Origin of the sequence: Aeromonas mytilicola subsp. aquatica (genome assembly GCF_044336385.1) — a bacterium.
GTDB classification, from domain to species: Bacteria; Pseudomonadota; Gammaproteobacteria; order Enterobacterales; family Aeromonadaceae; genus Aeromonas; species Aeromonas rivipollensis.
On sequence record NZ_CP172298.1, the window covers coordinates 1,469,463 to 1,485,371 of the forward strand.

Annotated in this window: 15 protein-coding genes; 6 read left to right on the forward strand and 9 right to left on the reverse strand. The window is 63.0% G+C overall.

Annotated features, from left to right (window positions below; genetic code table 11):
• Positions 1-402: 402 nt before the first annotated feature.
• From trpA to ACFWHB_RS06935, 6 genes are all read right to left on the reverse strand, one after another.
• Entirely contained in the window at positions 403-1,209 is an 807-nt protein-coding gene (gene trpA / locus ACFWHB_RS06910) for a tryptophan synthase subunit alpha (protein WP_395949764.1), read from the reverse strand.
• On the reverse strand, positions 1,206-2,399 hold the full coding sequence (gene trpB / locus ACFWHB_RS06915) for a tryptophan synthase subunit beta (protein ID WP_395949765.1): 1,194 nt from the start codon (positions 2,397-2,399) through the stop codon (positions 1,206-1,208). The genes trpA and trpB overlap by 4 nt, the downstream gene beginning before the upstream one ends.
• A 197-nt stretch (positions 2,400-2,596) precedes the next feature.
• The gene (trpCF, locus tag ACFWHB_RS06920; RefSeq protein ID WP_395949766.1) at positions 2,597-4,084 is read right to left on the reverse strand and encodes a bifunctional indole-3-glycerol-phosphate synthase TrpC/phosphoribosylanthranilate isomerase TrpF; all 1,488 of its coding nucleotides are present in this window, start codon (positions 4,082-4,084) and stop codon (positions 2,597-2,599) included.
• The gene (gene trpD / locus ACFWHB_RS06925; RefSeq protein ID WP_163154004.1) at positions 4,081-5,094 is read right to left on the reverse strand and encodes an anthranilate phosphoribosyltransferase; all 1,014 of its coding nucleotides are present in this window, start codon (positions 5,092-5,094) and stop codon (positions 4,081-4,083) included. The genes trpCF and trpD overlap by 4 nt, the downstream gene beginning before the upstream one ends.
• Positions 5,095-5,103: 9 nt before the next feature.
• Positions 5,104-5,703, reverse strand: coding sequence for an aminodeoxychorismate/anthranilate synthase component II (locus ACFWHB_RS06930; RefSeq protein WP_262110879.1), 600 nt, complete (start codon positions 5,701-5,703; stop codon positions 5,104-5,106).
• Positions 5,696-7,333, reverse strand: coding sequence for an anthranilate synthase component 1 (locus tag ACFWHB_RS06935; RefSeq protein ID WP_395949767.1), 1,638 nt, complete (start codon positions 7,331-7,333; stop codon positions 5,696-5,698). The genes ACFWHB_RS06930 and ACFWHB_RS06935 overlap by 8 nt, the downstream gene beginning before the upstream one ends.
• A gap of 421 nt (positions 7,334-7,754) precedes the next feature.
• Here ACFWHB_RS06935 and ACFWHB_RS06940 point away from each other — a divergent pair, with 421 nt between their 5' ends.
• The 6 genes from ACFWHB_RS06940 to tesB all read left to right on the forward strand — a co-directional run bounded on the left by ACFWHB_RS06940 (position 7,755) and on the right by tesB (position 13,055).
• Positions 7,755-8,636: an RNase RNM gene (locus tag ACFWHB_RS06940; RefSeq protein ID WP_394294450.1), complete on the forward strand. Its 882-nt coding sequence runs from the start codon at positions 7,755-7,757 to the stop codon at positions 8,634-8,636.
• A gap of 138 nt (positions 8,637-8,774) precedes the next feature.
• The gene (locus ACFWHB_RS06945) at positions 8,775-9,395 is read left to right on the forward strand and encodes an L-threonylcarbamoyladenylate synthase (RefSeq protein WP_103244556.1); all 621 of its coding nucleotides are present in this window, start codon (positions 8,775-8,777) and stop codon (positions 9,393-9,395) included.
• Positions 9,388-10,284: a segregation and condensation protein A gene (locus ACFWHB_RS06950; protein ID WP_395949768.1), complete on the forward strand. Its 897-nt coding sequence runs from the start codon at positions 9,388-9,390 to the stop codon at positions 10,282-10,284. The genes ACFWHB_RS06945 and ACFWHB_RS06950 overlap by 8 nt, the downstream gene beginning before the upstream one ends.
• Positions 10,285-10,377: 93 nt before the next feature.
• On the forward strand, positions 10,378-10,950 hold the full coding sequence (gene scpB / locus ACFWHB_RS06955) for an SMC-Scp complex subunit ScpB (protein WP_025327615.1): 573 nt from the start codon (positions 10,378-10,380) through the stop codon (positions 10,948-10,950).
• 111 nt (positions 10,951-11,061) lie between these two features.
• Entirely contained in the window at positions 11,062-11,985 is a 924-nt protein-coding gene (gene rluB, locus ACFWHB_RS06960) for a 23S rRNA pseudouridine(2605) synthase RluB (RefSeq protein WP_103244558.1), read from the forward strand.
• Positions 11,986-12,191: 206 nt separating this feature from the next.
• Positions 12,192-13,055, forward strand: a complete 864-nt coding sequence (gene tesB / locus ACFWHB_RS06965) for an acyl-CoA thioesterase II (RefSeq protein WP_103244559.1) — start codon at positions 12,192-12,194, stop codon at positions 13,053-13,055.
• A gap of 75 nt (positions 13,056-13,130) precedes the next feature.
• Here the strand turns inward: tesB and ACFWHB_RS06970 are convergent, their stop codons facing one another.
• The 3 genes from ACFWHB_RS06970 to ACFWHB_RS06980 all read right to left on the reverse strand — a co-directional run bounded on the left by ACFWHB_RS06970 (position 13,131) and on the right by ACFWHB_RS06980 (position 15,835).
• Complete coding sequence (locus tag ACFWHB_RS06970; RefSeq protein ID WP_025327613.1) at positions 13,131-14,309, reverse strand: dicarboxylate/amino acid:cation symporter; 1,179 nt, start codon at positions 14,307-14,309, stop codon at positions 13,131-13,133.
• A gap of 116 nt (positions 14,310-14,425) precedes the next feature.
• The gene (locus ACFWHB_RS06975; protein ID WP_395949769.1) at positions 14,426-15,094 is read right to left on the reverse strand and encodes a class I SAM-dependent methyltransferase; all 669 of its coding nucleotides are present in this window, start codon (positions 15,092-15,094) and stop codon (positions 14,426-14,428) included.
• 99 nt (positions 15,095-15,193) lie between these two features.
• Positions 15,194-15,835, reverse strand: coding sequence for a TetR family transcriptional regulator (locus ACFWHB_RS06980; RefSeq protein WP_059168626.1), 642 nt, complete (start codon positions 15,833-15,835; stop codon positions 15,194-15,196).
• Positions 15,836-15,909: the final 74 nt, after the last annotated feature.

A 15,909-nucleotide genomic window follows, 5' to 3' on the forward strand; every position in this document is an offset into this window, starting at 1 on the left:
CTCTGCGCCAACCTACAAAAGACCAAGCTACCGCCCCTGAGTTTCAGCTCTCAGTCCGCTGTTTTTCACCTGTGAGATAGCAACAATCGCTACCATGGTGCTCTGCCAGGGGGATGATTGTCATTCGGGTATCTTAATGGCGTTGGTGGATCGTTGAGAAGAAGTTTTTGCAAAATCAGTGTTGGATCAATAAATTAGTCGTCAGTAGCATTCAATGTGAGCAAATTCGGTGGCCCTGAATTCCCTCACCCCAACCCTCTCCCAGAGGGAGAGGGGGGAAAACTGCCGGGAGCTGCAAGTGGGGGCATGCAATAAAAAGAAAGGGAGCCGGTCAGGCTCCCTTTTACGTGGTTATGCGAATTGGCATATCAGGTCCACAGACAGCTGACCCTATTCCTAACCTTATCGATTAGTCGCCGCCTTCATCCCTTCCACAAACTCCTTGAGGCGGGTGAGCATATGCTCCGGGTTCTTGTGGTGGGTCTCGATGATCTTCACCACGGCGGAGCCGGAGATGGCACCGGCGGCGCCGGCCTTGATGGCCTCACGCACCTGGGCCGGTTCGCTGATGCCAAAGCCGAGCAGGGCGGGGGGGGCATTGAACTCGCGCAAGGTGTTGATGAGGCCATCCACCGGCATGCCGGCCTTGGTCTCGGCGCCGGTCACGCCGGCGCGGCTCACCAGGTAGGTGTAACCAGAGCCAAGCTCGGCAACTGCCTTGAGGGTCTCGGTGTCACCGTTGGGCGGGGCGATAAAGATGCTGTCGATGCCGAACCTGTCGGCTGCCGCCTTGTAGGGGGCGCACATCTGCACCGGCACGTCGGCGACCAGTACCGAGTCCACTCCAGCCTGCTGGCACTTCTCGTAGAAGCCGTCGATGTGGCGCACATAAACGAGATTTGCGTAGACCAGCAGGCCAATGGGCAGCTCCGGGTACTTGGCGCGGATGCGGCCAAGCAGGCCGAAGCAGTCGTCCGGGGTGGTATGGCTGGCAAAGGCCCGCAGGGCCGCCCCCTGAATGGTGGGGCCGTCCGCTACCGGATCGGAGAAGGGAATGCCCAATTCGAGCGCATCGGCGCCCCCTTCGACCAGGGCATCGACGATGGCCAGGGAGAGTTCGGGGGTGGGGTCACCCAGCATCACGAACGGCACGAAGGCGCCCTGATTGACGGCATCCAGACGGGAGAAGAGTTGTGCGTAGCGATTCATGACAGGGTTCCTTCTTTCTCGAAAATGTCGGCAACGGTGAAGATGTCCTTGTCGCCACGGCCGGAGAGGTTGACGATCAGCACCTGCTCTTTCTCAGGTTCGCTGCGCGCCATCTTGAGGGCGTGGGCCAGGGCGTGGGAGGACTCCAGCGCAGGGATTATCCCCTCGGATTTGGCCAGCTCCTGGAAGGCGTCCAGCGCCTCCTTGTCGGTGATGGAGACATACTCGGCGCGGCCGATGGCGGCCAGGTGGGCATGCTGCGGGCCGACGGAGGGGAAGTCGAGCCCCGCCGAGACGGAGTAGGACTCCTGAATTTGCCCCTGCTTGTCCTGCATCAGGTAGGAGTGCATGCCAAAGAAGACCCCCTTGCTGCCGTGCCCCAGGGGTGCACCGTGCTCGCCGCTCTCTATGCCGTGGCCACCGGGTTCGACCCCGATAAGGCGCACTTCCTTGTTGTCAATGAAGTCAGCAAACATGCCGATGGCGTTGGATCCGCCGCCGACGCAGGCGATCACGGCGTCGGGCAAGCGCTCTTCTTTTTCGAAGCACTGGGCCTTGGCCTCCTCGCCGATCATCTTCTGGAACTCCCGCACTATTGTGGGGAAGGGGTGAGGGCCGGCGGCGGTGCCGAGCAGATAGTGGGCGCTGTCGTAATTGGCAGCCCAGTCACGCAGCGCCTCGTTGCAGGCATCTTTCAGGGTGGATGAGCCCGAATGCACAGGTATCACTGTGGCCCCCATCAACTTCATGCGAAACACGTTCGGCTTCTGGCGCTCGCAATCCTTGGCACCCATGTAAACCCGACACTTGAGGCCGAGCAGGGCGCAGGCCAGGGCAGTGGCGACGCCGTGCTGACCGGCGCCGGTCTCGGCGATGATCTCGCTCTTGCCCATGCGCTTGGCGAGCAGGGCCTGACCCAGCACCTGGTTGGTCTTGTGGGCGCCGCCGTGCAGCAGATCTTCACGCTTGAGGTAAAGCCGGGTCTTGGTGCCCTTGGTCAGATTGCGGGTCAGGGTGAGGGGGGTCGGGCGACCGGCATACTCGGTGAGCAGCTCCTCAAACTCGGCAACGAAGGCCGGGTCATCCTTGGCATCGACGAAGGCCTTCTCCAGCTGGAGCAGGGCGGGGATCAGGATCTGGGGCACATACATGCCACCAAATTCACCAAAAAACGGATTGAGCAGGGTCATGGTTATCTTCCTTTACATTCTGCAATTGAGATCAGGTATGAGCCTTGGCGGGCTGAGGCGTATGGCTGGGGCACATACATGTCATCGACGAAATTCACCGAAAAACGGGTTGAGCAGAGTCATAGATTATTCCTTGTGCTTATAGGCAAATGCAGTTCATTAATTTGGTGCATGTTCAGAGGGCGCGCAGGGCACTCTTACAGTTGGCGCAGGGCGCCAAAGGCTGCCGCTATCTTGTGCGCATCCTTCTGGCCCGGGGCACTCTCCACCCCGGAGTTGAAATCAAGGCCGAGGCAACCCACCTGGGCGGCCTGCAGGGCGTTGTCGGGATTGAGCCCCCCCGCCAGCATCAGCTTGCTCTTGTCGAGATTTGCCAGTATGGCCCAGTCGAACGCCTGACCTGTGCCGCCGCTCTGGCTGCCGACTTTTGTATCCAGCAGCAGGCGATCCGCCGGGTAGTCGAGGGCGGGTAGCGGCTCGCCGCTCGTGACTCCGACCGCCTTCCAGATCTGGCAACCCTCGGGCAGCAGAGCGCGCAGGCTCTCGATATAGGCGCCGTCTTCATCCCCGTGCAGTTGCACGGCGGCGAGGTTCAGGGCCTCCACCGTCTTGGCGATGGTGGCGGGCTGGGCATTGCGAAACACCCCGACAAAGATAAGCGGCGCCCCGGCCATGACGGCGCGGGCGGCGGGGATGTCCACATAGCGCGGGCTCTTGGCCACGAAGATAAGGCCGCCAAATACCGCACCTGCCTGATGGGCGGCGGCGGCATCTTCGGGGCGGGTGAGGCCGCACACCTTGTTCTGGCCCAGCACAAGCTTGCGTACCGCCGCCTCCAGATCCGGCTCGCTCATCAGGGAGGATCCCACCAGGAAGCCCTTGGCATGGGCACGCAGATCCGCCACCTGGGCGCGGTGGTTGATGCCGGACTCGCTGATGACCACCCGATCGCTCGGAATATCTTTAGCCAGCTGCTTGGTGCGGGCGAGATCCACGCTGAGATCCCGCAGATCCCGGTTGTTGATGCCAATCACGGGGGCGCCGAGGGCCAGGGCGCGATCCCGCTCCTCTGCATTGCTCACCTCGGTCAGCACCCCGAGGCCCAGCTCCTTGGCCACCTTGAACAGGGCGCGATAGCCCTCGTCGGTGAGCACCGAGAGCATCAGCAAGATGGCGTCCGCCTGATAGTGGCGGGCCAGATAGACCTGATAGGGGTCAATCATGAAGTCCTTGCACAGCACCGGCTGCTTGACCCGGGCGCGTACCCTGGGCAGGAAGGCGAAATCCCCCTGGAAGAACTGCTCGTCGGTCAGCACCGAGATGGCGGTGGCGTAGTTGCCATAGATGTCGGCGATGGCCTCGGGGCTGAAATCGTCGCGGATCAAGCCCTTGGAGGGGGAGGCCTTCTTGCATTCGAGAATGAAGCGGGTGGAGCCTGCGCGCAGGTCACCCTCGAAGTCACGATCGCTTGGCACCAGGGCGCCCTGGAAGCTCTCCAGGGGCTGGGCCAGCTTGCGGGCCGCGACCCACTCCTGCTTGGCGGCCACGATCTTGCCGAGAATGGTCTGGTTGATGGAAGCCCGATTCAGGAAGGCATCGGGGGAGGAGAGGGGGTCGAGCATCTCGATATCCTTGCTAAGAGTGGTACTGCCTTGTTGGCTGCCGTGAGTGGTGACTGACATCATGCCTCCTGATGGCTCAGGGTGGCGAGTGCCTGGGCGAGCAGGCGGGTTTCACCGCTTGCAAGCTTGGCCAGCACCTGCGCGGCCGCCTGCTTGAAGTCCGGGGCCTTGCCCGCCATCACCAGCAGCGGCGCCACGTTGGCGGCGATGGCGGCGTTGTGGGCCGCGGTGCCTTCACCCGCCAGTATGGCGTCCGTGATGGCGCGGTTCTCTTCCGGCTCCCCCCCTTGAATGGCGCTGACCGGATAGGTCTCGAGGCCAAAGTCTGCCGGGGTGAGCAGGTACTCGCGAATTTCGCCGTCACGGATCTCGGCCACCTGGGTCGGTCCGTGAATGGCCACTTCGTCCAGCCCCGCGCCGTGTACCACCATACCGGTTTTCAGCCCCAGTGCCAGCAGGGTTTCTGCGATGGGACGCACCAGCTCGGGGGCATAGACCCCCATCAGTTGGTAGCTGGGGCGGGCGGGGTTGATAAGCGGCCCCAAGACGTTGAATAGCGTCCTGGTTTTCAAGGCCTGGCGCACCGGCATGGCGTGGCGCACCCCGGCGTGGTACTGGGGGGCGAACAGGAAGCAGATGCCGAGCTGGTCCAGACAGCGGCGGGCCTGCTCCGGGCTCATGTCGAGCTTGATCCCCATCTTGTCCAGCAGATCGCTGGAACCCGACTTGCTCGAGACCGAGCGGTTGCCGTGCTTGGCCACCTTGAGGCCGCAGGCGGCGGCCACCAGGGCCGAGGTGGTGGAGACGTTGATGGTGTTGAGGCCGTCGCCACCTGTGCCGACTATGTCGCAGAACGCATAGTCCGGGCGCGGGAAATCACGGGCCTCCGCCAGCAGCGCCTCGGCGGCGCCGGCGATCTCCTCCGGGGTCTCCCCCTTGATCTTGAGAGCAGTCAACAAGCTTGCGAGGACGATGGGATCCACTTCGCCACGGACCACCTGACCGAAGGCGTCGCGGGCGGCGTCGCGGGTGAGAGACTGCCCCTGATAGAGGGTGTTGAGATGATGATGCATGGGGTCTCCTTACCGCACGTGGCTTTCTGGACGGGTGATGTGGGCGAGGGCCTGGGTCAGCAGGCGGGCCCCTTCCGAGGTCATGATGGATTCCGGGTGGAACTGGAAGCCCAGCACCCGCTCGTCCCGTTGCTCTATGGCCATGGGCATGCCCTGATAGTGGGCAATCACCTGCAGCTCTTCCGGTACATAGGTCGCCACCAGGGAGTGATAGCGGGCCACCGGCAAGGGGCTTTGCAGCCCCGCGAAGGCGCCGTGGCCGTTGTGCTCAATCAGGGATCGCTTGCCGTGGACTATCTCTCCGGCAGCCCCGACGGTGCCGCCGTAGGCTTCGCACAGGGCCTGATGACCGAGGCAGATGCCGAGGATGGGCACCCGGCCGCGGGCCAGCTTGATGAGATCGATGAGGCAACCGGCCTCATGGGGGGCGCCCGGTCCCGGGGAGAGCACCAGCACAGCATCGCCGTCACAGGCTTCTATCTCCTGCATGATGCGGGTCGCCGGCAGGCTGTTGCGGTAGATGCGTACCGGATAGCCCAGGGTGCGGAACTGGTCAACGAGGTTGTAGGTGAAAGAGTCGAAGTTATCGAGCAGGAAGATGTTAGTCATGGCTCACGTCCTTATGTTGCTCCTGCTGGGCGCTCAGGGCTTGCAGGGAGGTGCCATGGCTGGCGGCGATGGCGGCCAGCACGGCGGCCGCCTTGGCACGGGTCTCGTCCGCTTCGGCCTGGGGCTTGGAGTCATAGACCACGCCGGCACCGGCCTGGACATGGGCCAGACCCGCTTTCACGAAGGCGGAGCGGATGACGATGCAGGTGTCCATCTCCCCCGCGCCGTTGAGGTAGCCCACGGCGCCGCCGTAGCTGCCGCGGCGCTTGCCTTCCACCATGCGGATAAGCTCGCTGGCCCGCAGCTTGGGGGCGCCGGTCAGGGTGCCCATGTTCATGCAGGCCTGATAGGCGTGCAGGGCATCGAGATCCGAGCGAAGTCGGCCCACCACCCGGGAGACCAGGTGCATCACGTGGCTGTAGCGATCCACTTTCAGCAGATCCTTCACGTAGCGGGTGCCGGGCTCGGAGATGCGGGCGATGTCGTTGCGACCCAGATCCACCAGCATCAGGTGCTCTGCCACCTCTTTCTCGTCCTGGCGCAGTTCGAGCTCGATGCGACCGTCCAGATCCAGATTGATGCTGCCATCGGGGTTGAGGCCGCGGCGGCGGGTACCGGCGATGGGATACATCTCCACCTGGCGGCTGGCGGCGCAGAACTTGACCGCGCTCTCCGGGGAGGCGCCAAACAGGGTGAAGCCCTCATCCTGCACATAGAACATGTAGGGGCTGGGGTTGGTCTGCTTGAGGCGGCGATAGGCGGCCAGCGGGTCGGGGCAGGGCAGGGAGAAGCTGCGGGACGGCACCACCTGGAAGATGTCGCCGCGGCGGATAAAGCCCTTGAGCTTCTCCACTTCGGCGCAGAACTGCTTGTCGCTCTTGTCGATATGGAGGTTGCCGGTGAGGGGCTTGGCGCCCTGCGCCACCGGTTGTGGCTGCTGGCAGGCCTGCTTGAACGCCTCGAGGCGCGCAGTCAGCTGTGCGTAACGCTCATCGAGCTGGCTCTCGTCCTGCTCGCCGCCAAAGAGGCAGGCCAGCAGCGCCGTGCTCTGCTTGATGTGATCTATGGTGATCAGGGTCTCGGCCACATAGAAGCAGTAGTCGGGGCAGTCGTTGCTCCCTTCCGGCACCTCGGGCAGGTCTTCAAAGGAGGCGATGAGGTCGTAGGCGAAGCTGCCTCCCATGAAGAGGGCCTCTTTACCCTGCTGGCACTGCAGCTCCTGTTGCAGGGTGCGCAGCACGTCCAGCACGCTGCTGCCCTTGAGGCGGCTGTCTTCGTCAAGGGTGCGGTCGGAGGCCGGGAAGTCGAGCTGCAGCTCGTCCGCCACCCGGGTCTGGGTGATTATGGCGGGTAGGCGCTGCTCGAGCAGGCGCTGCAACTGGATGCCGTTGCGGGTGAGGGCGCGGACCCGCACAGTGCGGCCACGGCACTCGATGCGCAGGCAGGCATCCACCAGCAGCAGGCTCTGGGTGCCGGCCTTGGAGTCTATCTCCACCGATTCCAGCAGCAGGTTGTTGGGGTTGTGCTGGCAGAGCCGGGTGTAGAGCGCCAGGGGATCTGTCACATAAGGGGCATTGAGCCTGATGGTATCGAATTCGCCCAGGGGTAACCGGGTCTTGTTGCCTGTCATAATGCCTTCCCTTGCATGTGTTGTGTGTAACCGATGGTCATGGCGTTTCTCTCGAATTGGGATTGGGTTTTCGTCACGTCAGCGAGTTCGCCATCGCCATGTCAGTGCACTTGTCTGAATTGTCGGTTTCATCACAGGTCCATTTGCCGGATAATAAAAAAGCCCGCTGGGGTCAGCGGGCTTTTTCTTTGGGTTCTTAATTTGCTGTCAGATTACAGGTACAGCAACGACCACACGCCCGCATGTCAGGGAGTGTGCCACCACCAGATGGTCAGGATGGAAGTCGTTTGCATGATAGAGTCCTGTAAAAAGATGTTTGCAATGAAGTGCCTACAGAAAACGATAAAGCCGCGGCCAAGTCAAGTCGCTTTTTTGCCTTCTTTTTCCCAAGCAGGCCCCCTGATGAGAGCGAAACAAGCCGATGAGATTCGATCTTCACTGTCATACCACGGCCTCGGATGGCGTGCTGAGCCCCGCCGATCTGGTGCGCCGCGCCGCCGAGAAAGGGGTGGAAGTGTTAGCGGTCACTGACCACGATACCCTTGACGGGCTTGATGAAGTCCGCGCAACGATCAACGCCGAGCAGTTGCCGCTGCGACTGGTGAGCGGGGTCGAGATCTCCAGCGGTTGGGAGCACCACGAGATCCACATAGTGGCGCTCGGGGTGGATGAAAAAAATCCGCAGCTGGTCGCTTTCCTGGCCGGTCAGCGGGCCCGCCGCGAGGCGCGTGCCCTGGAAATAGGGCGTCGTCTGGAGAAGTGCCAGATCCCGGGCACCTATGAAGAGGCCAAGGCCCTGGCCGGCGATGCCGCCGTGACCCGGGCCCATTTTGCCCGGGTGCTGGTGGCGCGCGGGGTGGCCGACAACATGCAAAAGGTATTCAAGAAGTACCTGAGCCGGGGCAACAAGGGTTATGTGCCCGCCGAGTGGCCCGAGATGGGTGAGGCCATCACCGCCATTCACGCCGCGGGCGGGCTGGCGGTGCTGGCCCACCCCAGCCGCTACAGCCTCACCGCCAAGTGGATCAAGCGGCTGCTGGTGGCCTTCAAGGCGGCCGGTGGCGATGCCATGGAGGTCTCCCTGCCCCAGCAGAGCCCCCAGGAGCGGGCCAACCTCGGCCAGTGGGCCAAGGATCACGACCTCTATATCTCGGTGGGATCGGATTTTCATTTCCCCTCCAACTGGACCGAGCTGGGCCGCCATCTGTGGCTGCCCAAGGAGGGCATGCCACTCTGGCTCGGCCACCCCGATCACTTCGGGCTCAGCCAGGAGCAGCATGCCAGCCTGTTGGCCAGCCGCTGACAGGAGGAGGCCGATCCGGTCGGATCGCGTCTTTGGTACGGGCGAGTCTGTGCCAAACAGGTTAAGGTAGTGTCATGGGCCAGGCGGCCCGTGACCATGAAGTGGGCACCCGGTGTGCCCCTATCGCGAGAAGAGCATATGAGTCAGCATTTTTACGTACATCCGGATAATCCCCAGGTTCGCCTCATCGGTCAGGCGGTGCAGATACTGCAAAACGGCGGCGTCATCGTCTATCCCACCGACTCCGGCTATGCCCTGGGCTGCCAGATGGGCAACAAGGACGCGCTGGAGCGCATCTGCCGCATCCGCCGCATCGATCCGAACCACGACTTCACCCTGGTGTGCCGGGATCTCTCCGAGATCTCCACCTACGCCAAGGTGGACAACACCGCCTTCCGGCTGGTGAAGAACAACACCCCAGGCCCCTACACCTTCATCTTCAAGGCCACCAAGGAGGTGCCGCGCCGCCTCATGAACGAGAAGAAGAAGACCATCGGCATCCGGGTGCCCGCCAACAACATAGCGCTGGCCCTGCTGGAGGCCCTGGGTGAGCCGCTGCTCTCCACCACCCTGATCCTGCCGGGCTCCGAGATGGCGGAGTTCGATCCCGAAGAGATCGCCGACAAGCTCGGCAAGCAGCTGGATCTGGTGGTCAACGGTGGCTATCTGGGCGAGCAGCCCACCACTGTGGTGGACTTCTCCGACGACGAGCCCGTGTTGCGCCGCCGCGGTGCCGGGGATCCGACGCCGTTTGAGTGATAATGCCGAGCCCGTACCCGAGGCGATGATCTCGCCGGGTGCGACGGGGGAGGGCCTGCTTCCCCCGCCTATGGCCCCCTCGCCCATCGCCAAAGTGCTGGGGCAGCCCTACCATGAGCTGCCCCAGGATCTGTTTATTCCGCCCGATGCGCTCGAGGTGTTCCTCGACACCTTCGAGGGGCCGCTGGATCTGCTGCTCTACCTCATCCGGCGTCAGCAGCTCGACATCCTGAACCTGCCTATCCTGCAGATCACCGCCCAGTACATGGAGTACGTGGAGCTGATGCAGGGGCTCAATCTGGAGCTGGCGGCGGAATACCTGCTGATGGCGGCCTGGCTCGCGGAGATAAAATCCCGTCTGCTGCTGCCCAAGGCCCCGGAGCTGGAAGACGAGGAGGAGGGAGAAGACCCTCGCGTCACCCTCATTCGCCGGCTGCAGGAGTACGAGCGCTACAAGCTGGGCGCGGAGCGGGTCAACGCCTTGCCGAGGCTGGAGCGGGAGATCTTTATCGCCACCGCCCTGCCACCGGATTTTGGCGCCTTGAAGCCGCTGACCCCCGATGTTTCGCTGGTTGAGCTCGCCCTTTACATGCAAAGTGTGGTAAAACGCGCGACTCATTTTGAACATCACCAGATCCGCCGCGAGCAGATCCCGACCCGGGTGCGGATGGCGGAGATCCTCGCCATGCTCTCCTTGGGCCAGACCCTGCGGCTGGAGCAGGTGCTACGGGCCGAAGAGGGGCGCATGGGGGTACTGGTGACCTTTCTGGCCTTGCTGGAGCTGTGCAAGGAGCAGCTTATCTGGATCCTGCAGGCCGAGCCGCTGGGGCCGATCCATTTTGCCCTGGCGAGCCAGGGGGAAGGGGGAGAGCATGAGCAGGTACACTGAGTGGCGGTTCGCTCCGGGCAGTCCGGACGGGGAGGGCAACCGTGGCGCTGCCCGCTGAACGACTCAAGACCCGGATTCAGGGAGGGATGCGTGATGGCGCTGCCTGCTGAACGCTTAAAAACCCTGATCGAGGCGGCGCTGTTCGTGGCCGGTCGTCCGCTCAATGTCAGCGAGCTGAAAAGCAGCGTACTGGCGGATTATCCGGTGACCAGCCGCTATGTGCAGCTGCTGCTGGCGGAGCTCAGGCAGGACTACAGCGAGCGGGGGGTGGAGCTCAAGGAGGTCGCCTCCGGCTGGCGCTTCCAGGCCCGCCAGGAGTATGCCGAGGAGCTGTCGCGCCTGTGGAGCGAACGGGCGCCCCGCTATTCGCGCGCCGTGTTGGAGACGCTGACCCTGATTGCCTATCGTCAGCCCATCACCCGGGCCGAGATAGAAGCCATCCGCGGGGTGGCGGTATCGAGCCAGATCATCAATACCCTGAAAGAGCGCGGCTGGGTGCGCAGCATAGGTCACAAGGAGGTGGTGGGTCGCCCCGAGCTGCTCGCCACCACCCGAGAATTTCTGGACTATTTCAATTTGCAGAGTCTGGAGCAGCTCCCCGAGCTGGATCCTGAACTGCACTCCCCCTTGCCGGTCATGCTGGGCGAGGGGAGCGACGGTCAATAAGCGGCAGGCCGTCTTGCGCATTAACGTGGTGGCGATGCCCAGAGGGCGCGTCACAGGAGTCAATGTTGTCCGCTATGTCAGCGGGCAGCGATCAACAATCAGGTAAACCCGATGAGTGAAAAACTGCAAAAAGTATTGGCCCGCGCGGGTCAAGGCTCCCGTCGTGAGATGGAGGCCCTGATCACCGCAGGTCGGGTCAGCGTGGATGGCAAGGTCGCCATGCTGGGGGATCGCGTCGAAGTGAACGCCGTGATCCGGGTGGATGGTCACCAGGTCAAGACCCGTGCGGCCGAGGAGCAGATCTGCCGCGTGCTGGCGTATCACAAGCCCGAAGGGGAGATGTGTACCCGCCACGATCCGGAAGGTCGTCCCACCGTGTTTGATCGTCTGCCCAAGATGGACGGGGCCCGCTGGATTGCGGTCGGCCGCCTCGACGTCAACACCTCCGGCCTCTTGCTGTTCACCACAGACGGCGAGCTGGCCAACCGGCTGATGCACCCGAGCCACGAAGTGGAGCGGGAATACGCGGTGCGCGTCTTTGGCGAGATCACCGAAGCCATGCTGCAGCGCCTGCGCAAGGGCGTGCAGCTGGAAGACGGCATGGCCAGGTTCAACAAGATAAAGCCGGCCGGCGGTGAAGGGCTGAACCAGTGGTTCAACGTCACCCTGACCGAGGGTCGCAACCGTGAAGTGCGCCGCCTGTGGGAATCCCAGGAAGTGCAGGTGAGCCGCCTGATGCGCATCCGCTACGGCGACGTCACCCTGGATCGCGGCATCCCCCGCGGTGGCTGGCAGGAGCTCAAACTGCCCGAGGTGAACTACCTGCGCGGTCTGGTCAACCTGCCCAACGAGACCGAGTCCAAGGTCGACCTGCAGCAGGATGGCAAGAGCACCCGCCACAAGCAGGCCGCCCAGATCCGTCGCGCCGTCAAGCGCCACAAGGATATGCAGGGCAAGGAGCCGCGCGCTCGCAGCACCACTGCCCGTCGCAAGCCGCAAGCCTCGACCCGCAACTCCGGCACCGGCAGCAAGTAAGCCGATGCCTGTGGCATGACGTGGTCGGCCCGGGCAAGGCAAAAGCCCGCACCCTCTGGTGCGGGCTTTTTGTTTGTGGCGATTCTCCTCCCCCCTTTTGAAGGAGGAGGTCGGAAAAGGGTGGCTGCGGGAGAATGGGCGTCAGCAAGGTTGCCCTGGCGGGGCGGGCTTGTTAGCCTTTCCCGCACTGAATACAGGAGATAAGAATGAGCAAGGTACTGGATGAGCTGCTGGCACTGCTGGCGCTGGAGAAAATAGAGGAGGGCCTGTTTCGGGGCCAGAGCCAGGATCTCGGTCTGCGGGCCGTGTTTGGCGGACAGGTAATGGGGCAGGCCTTGTCAGCCGCCAAGCAGACGGTGGCCGCCGATCGCCAGGTCCACAGCTTCCACTCCTACTTCCTGCGCCCCGGGGATGTGACTCGTCCCATCGTTTATGACGTTGAGAATATCCGCGACGGTCAGACAGTCTCCACCCGCCGGGTCAAGGCCATTCAGGGCGGCAAGCCCATCTTCTACCTCAATGCCTCGTTTCAGGTGGAGGCCAGCGGCTTCGAGCATCAGGCCCAAATGCCGGTGGGGATCACCCCGCCTGAACTGCTCAAGAGCGAGCTGGAGCTGGTGCGTCCCTACGAGCAGCTGATCCCGGCCACCCTGCGCGACAAGATCCTCTGCGAGCAGCCCATCGAAATCCGCCCGGTGACCCTGGTTGACCCCATCCGTCCGGCGATAGAGGCGCCCCTGCGTCACGTCTGGTTCAAGGCCAATGGGCAGATACCGGATGACCAGCGGGTGCACAACTACCTGCTGGCCTATGCCTCTGATTTCAACTTCCTGTTGACCGCCCTGCAGCCCCACGGGGTCTCCTACTGGGAGCCGGACATGCAGGTAGCGACCATAGATCACTCCATGTGGTTCCACCGGGAGTTCCGGCTGGATGACTGGCTGCTCTATGTGGTGGACAGCCCGAGCGCCAGCGGCGGCCGTGGTCTGGTACGCGGTCAGTTCTTCACCCGTGACGGCGTGCTGGTGGCGAGCACAGCGCAGGAGGGGGTTATCCGTCGCCGGGGCTGAGCCTTCCATCACAGGCAGTCCATCAACAAAAACGGGAGCCAGTAGCTCCCGTTTTTTTTATTGCGGCGCAGGCCCTCAGGCGGCGTCCCGCTGTGGGGCGGCCAGGGTCTCTTCGCCCTGGGCGAAGCGATCGGCCCAGAGGGCGATGACGCCGTCACCGGTGACGTTGCAGGCGGTGCCAAAGCTGTCCTGGGCCAGGTAGAGGGCGATCATCAGGGCGATGGAGGCTTCCCCGAAGCCGAGCATGGAGGTGAGCAGGCCGAGCGCCGACATGACGCCGCCGCCGGGGGCACCCGGCGCAGCAATCATGATGACGCCGAGCATCATGATGAAGGGCAGCATGGTGCCATAACCCGGGATGGCCAGGTGCTCGGAGAGGAACATCACAGCGGTGGCGCAGGTTACCAGGGTGATGGTGGAGCCGCACAGATGAATGGTGGCGCACAGGGGCACGGTGAAGTTGGCGATGCCGTCGCTCACGCCGTTGTTCTTGCTCGCCTGCAGGGCCACCGGGATGGTGGCGGCGCTGGACATGGTGCCGAGCGCGGTGAAGTAGGCGGGCAGCATGTTCTTGATGAGCATGGCGGGGGAGCGGCCCAGCGCCAGCCCGGTGCCGATGAAGAGCACGGAGAGCCAGAGCCAGTGCATGACGATGGCCATCACCAGCACCACGCCGAAGGTCTTGAGGGTGGCGAACACTGTGCCTTCCACCGTCATCTCGACGAAGACGCCGGCGATGTAGAAGGGCAGCAGCGGGATGATCACGCGGGCCAGCAGGCGGTCTATGATGTCACGGCCCTGATCGGCGACCCGGCGCAGGTCGGTGGCCTGGGTAGCGCTGATGCCGATGCCGAACACGAAGGCGGCGGCCAGGGCCGACATCACCCCGAACAGCGGCGGTATCTCGAGATTGATGTAGGAGCTGAGCTTGATGGCGGCTTGCGCCGTGGGCTCGGCTGCCGTGGTCAGCTGCGGGATCAGCTGGCTCGCCACCGTGAAGGCGAACAGGCCCGCCAGTATGGTGGAGCAGTAGGAGAGGGCCACCGTCTTGCCGAGCAGCTTGCCGGAGTTCTTCGGCAGGCTGGCGATGCCGCTCATGATGAAGAACAGGATGATGAGCGGAATGGTGAAGGTGATCAGCTGACCTATCACTGTCTTGGCCGTGAACAGCACCCGTGCGACCCATTCCGGGGCGTAGAGGCCGAGCAGGAGACCGGCGAGGATGCCGGCAATCAGATTGAGGACGAGTTTCATGGGGAATCCAGGTGTTGGTGTCTGTTTTGTTATTTAATCTTGATTTTAATGCCGCTTTTTAACACAAATGCCGCATCTTGTCTGCCATCACCTGGTTAACTCAGAGTTAAATATTGTTACCTGGATGCTGAATCACGTCGGGCACCCTGTCTGGATCGACGGCCGCGATATTGATTAATTGTGGCGGTATTGGGGTCGCGGATCAGCAGGGCATGGAGCCAGCGGCCGTGTACCGCATCCTGGCTGCACCAGCTCTGGTGCAACTCAAACGGCAGGGGGGCGATCAGCTGCGTCAACCGGGCCTCATCGAGCCGGGTCAGCAGCGGATATTCCTCCTGTGAGGGGGGCAAGGAGCTGCCGGGTTCACTCTTGCCATAGGGGAAGGAGCAGTAGAGGGGCCCCTGGGGTTTGAGCAGGCCGGCGAGGTGCATCAGGGCAGGGGCCAGCTCCTCCTCGGTCAGGCAGGGCAGCGAGCCGCTGGCCCAGATGCCGTCATAGGGCAGCACGTTGTGCATCTGCTCGAAGCGGCAGACCCGCACCGGTTGGCCGCACAGGCGCGAGGCGGCGCTGGCCTGACTCAGGCTGGCATCGAAGGCGGTGACCATGAACCCCAGCTCCCGAAAATGGTGCAGATCCTCCCCCGCGCCGCAGCCGGCTTCCAGCAGGTGAGCACCCGGCTGCAAGTGGGCCAGGAAGGGGGAGTGGGCCTGGCCGATGAGGGCGGGGCGGGGCGCCTGAAGGACAGCACCTTGGGTGCCTTGGGCGGGTGAGAGTGACAGTGGCATAGGGCTCGTCTCTAAGGTGGGCGGCTACTCTAGCAAATTTGCCCCGCTCTGTTCAGATCTGCTGAGGATCCTCCCCGGCCCTGCGTGCAACCAGCGTCATCATGGACGGCGCAGAAGCGAGGGAGAGGGGTTGGCTAGCAGGCCGAACAGGGTGTCGAGCAGGAAGTCGGCCTCCTGAACAAGGTTGATGCGCTCCGGGAAGTGCAGCCAGTTGATGATGTAGCCATCCAGGGTGCAGTGCAGCAGCGTGGTGGCGCGGCGCAGATCCAGCCCTTGGGGCAGGTGGCCGAGGCGTACTGCGTTGCCCAGGGTGATCTCCAGATCCCGGAAGAAGTTGATGGATTGCTGACGCATGTGATCCCGCAGGGAGATGGCCTCTCCTTCCAGCGACTCCAGATTGAACATGATGGTGAACATCTGCTGGTGGGCGGGTTCTGTGCTGATCTTGCATATCACCTCCTTGAGGAAGAGGCGCAGCTTGCCGAGGGGATCCGGCTCCTGCTCATCCACACAGGCATCGAGCTGGTGGGAGAGGGGGGCGCACAGCTCCTCCCACAGGGTGACGAACAGCTCCTCCTTGTTCTTGAAGTGCCAATAGATGGCCCCCCGGGTCAGGTCTGCCGCCTTGGCGATGTCGGTCAGGTTGGTCTTCGCCAATCCCTGTTGGCAGAACAGATTCAGGGCCGTGCTCATGATGTGGCAGCGGGTCTGCTGCGCTTCTTCTTTGGTTCTTCTGGCCATCGGATCTGTACCTGTTAAAAGGGGAAAAAGTTACTTACATACATTTATGAATGTATGTATATTGCCTCATCTTC

Bases quoted from the DNA above. Each gene is read 5' to 3' on its own strand.
- trpA (WP_395949764.1), bottom strand. From the start codon at position 1,209: ATGAATCGCTACGCACAACTCTTCTCCCGTCTGGATGCCGTCAATCAG.
- trpB (WP_395949765.1), bottom strand. From the start codon at position 2,399: ATGACCCTGCTCAATCCGTTTTTTGGTGAATTTGGTGGCATGTATGTG.
- trpCF (WP_395949766.1), bottom strand. From the start codon at position 4,084: ATGATGTCAGTCACCACTCACGGCAGCCAACAAGGCAGTACCACTCTT.
- trpD (WP_163154004.1), bottom strand. From the start codon at position 5,094: ATGCATCATCATCTCAACACCCTCTATCAGGGGCAGTCTCTCACCCGC.
- ACFWHB_RS06930 (WP_262110879.1), bottom strand. From the start codon at position 5,703: ATGACTAACATCTTCCTGCTCGATAACTTCGACTCTTTCACCTACAAC.
- ACFWHB_RS06935 (WP_395949767.1), bottom strand. From the start codon at position 7,333: ATGACAGGCAACAAGACCCGGTTACCCCTGGGCGAATTCGATACCATC.
- ACFWHB_RS06940 (WP_394294450.1), top strand. From the start codon at position 7,755: ATGAGATTCGATCTTCACTGTCATACCACGGCCTCGGATGGCGTGCTG.
- ACFWHB_RS06945 (WP_103244556.1), top strand. From the start codon at position 8,775: ATGAGTCAGCATTTTTACGTACATCCGGATAATCCCCAGGTTCGCCTC.
- scpB (WP_025327615.1), top strand. From the start codon at position 10,378: ATGGCGCTGCCTGCTGAACGCTTAAAAACCCTGATCGAGGCGGCGCTG.
- rluB (WP_103244558.1), top strand. From the start codon at position 11,062: ATGAGTGAAAAACTGCAAAAAGTATTGGCCCGCGCGGGTCAAGGCTCC.
- tesB (WP_103244559.1), top strand. From the start codon at position 12,192: ATGAGCAAGGTACTGGATGAGCTGCTGGCACTGCTGGCGCTGGAGAAA.
- ACFWHB_RS06970 (WP_025327613.1), bottom strand. From the start codon at position 14,309: ATGAAACTCGTCCTCAATCTGATTGCCGGCATCCTCGCCGGTCTCCTG.
- ACFWHB_RS06975 (WP_395949769.1), bottom strand. From the start codon at position 15,094: ATGCCACTGTCACTCTCACCCGCCCAAGGCACCCAAGGTGCTGTCCTT.
- ACFWHB_RS06980 (WP_059168626.1), bottom strand. From the start codon at position 15,835: ATGGCCAGAAGAACCAAAGAAGAAGCGCAGCAGACCCGCTGCCACATC.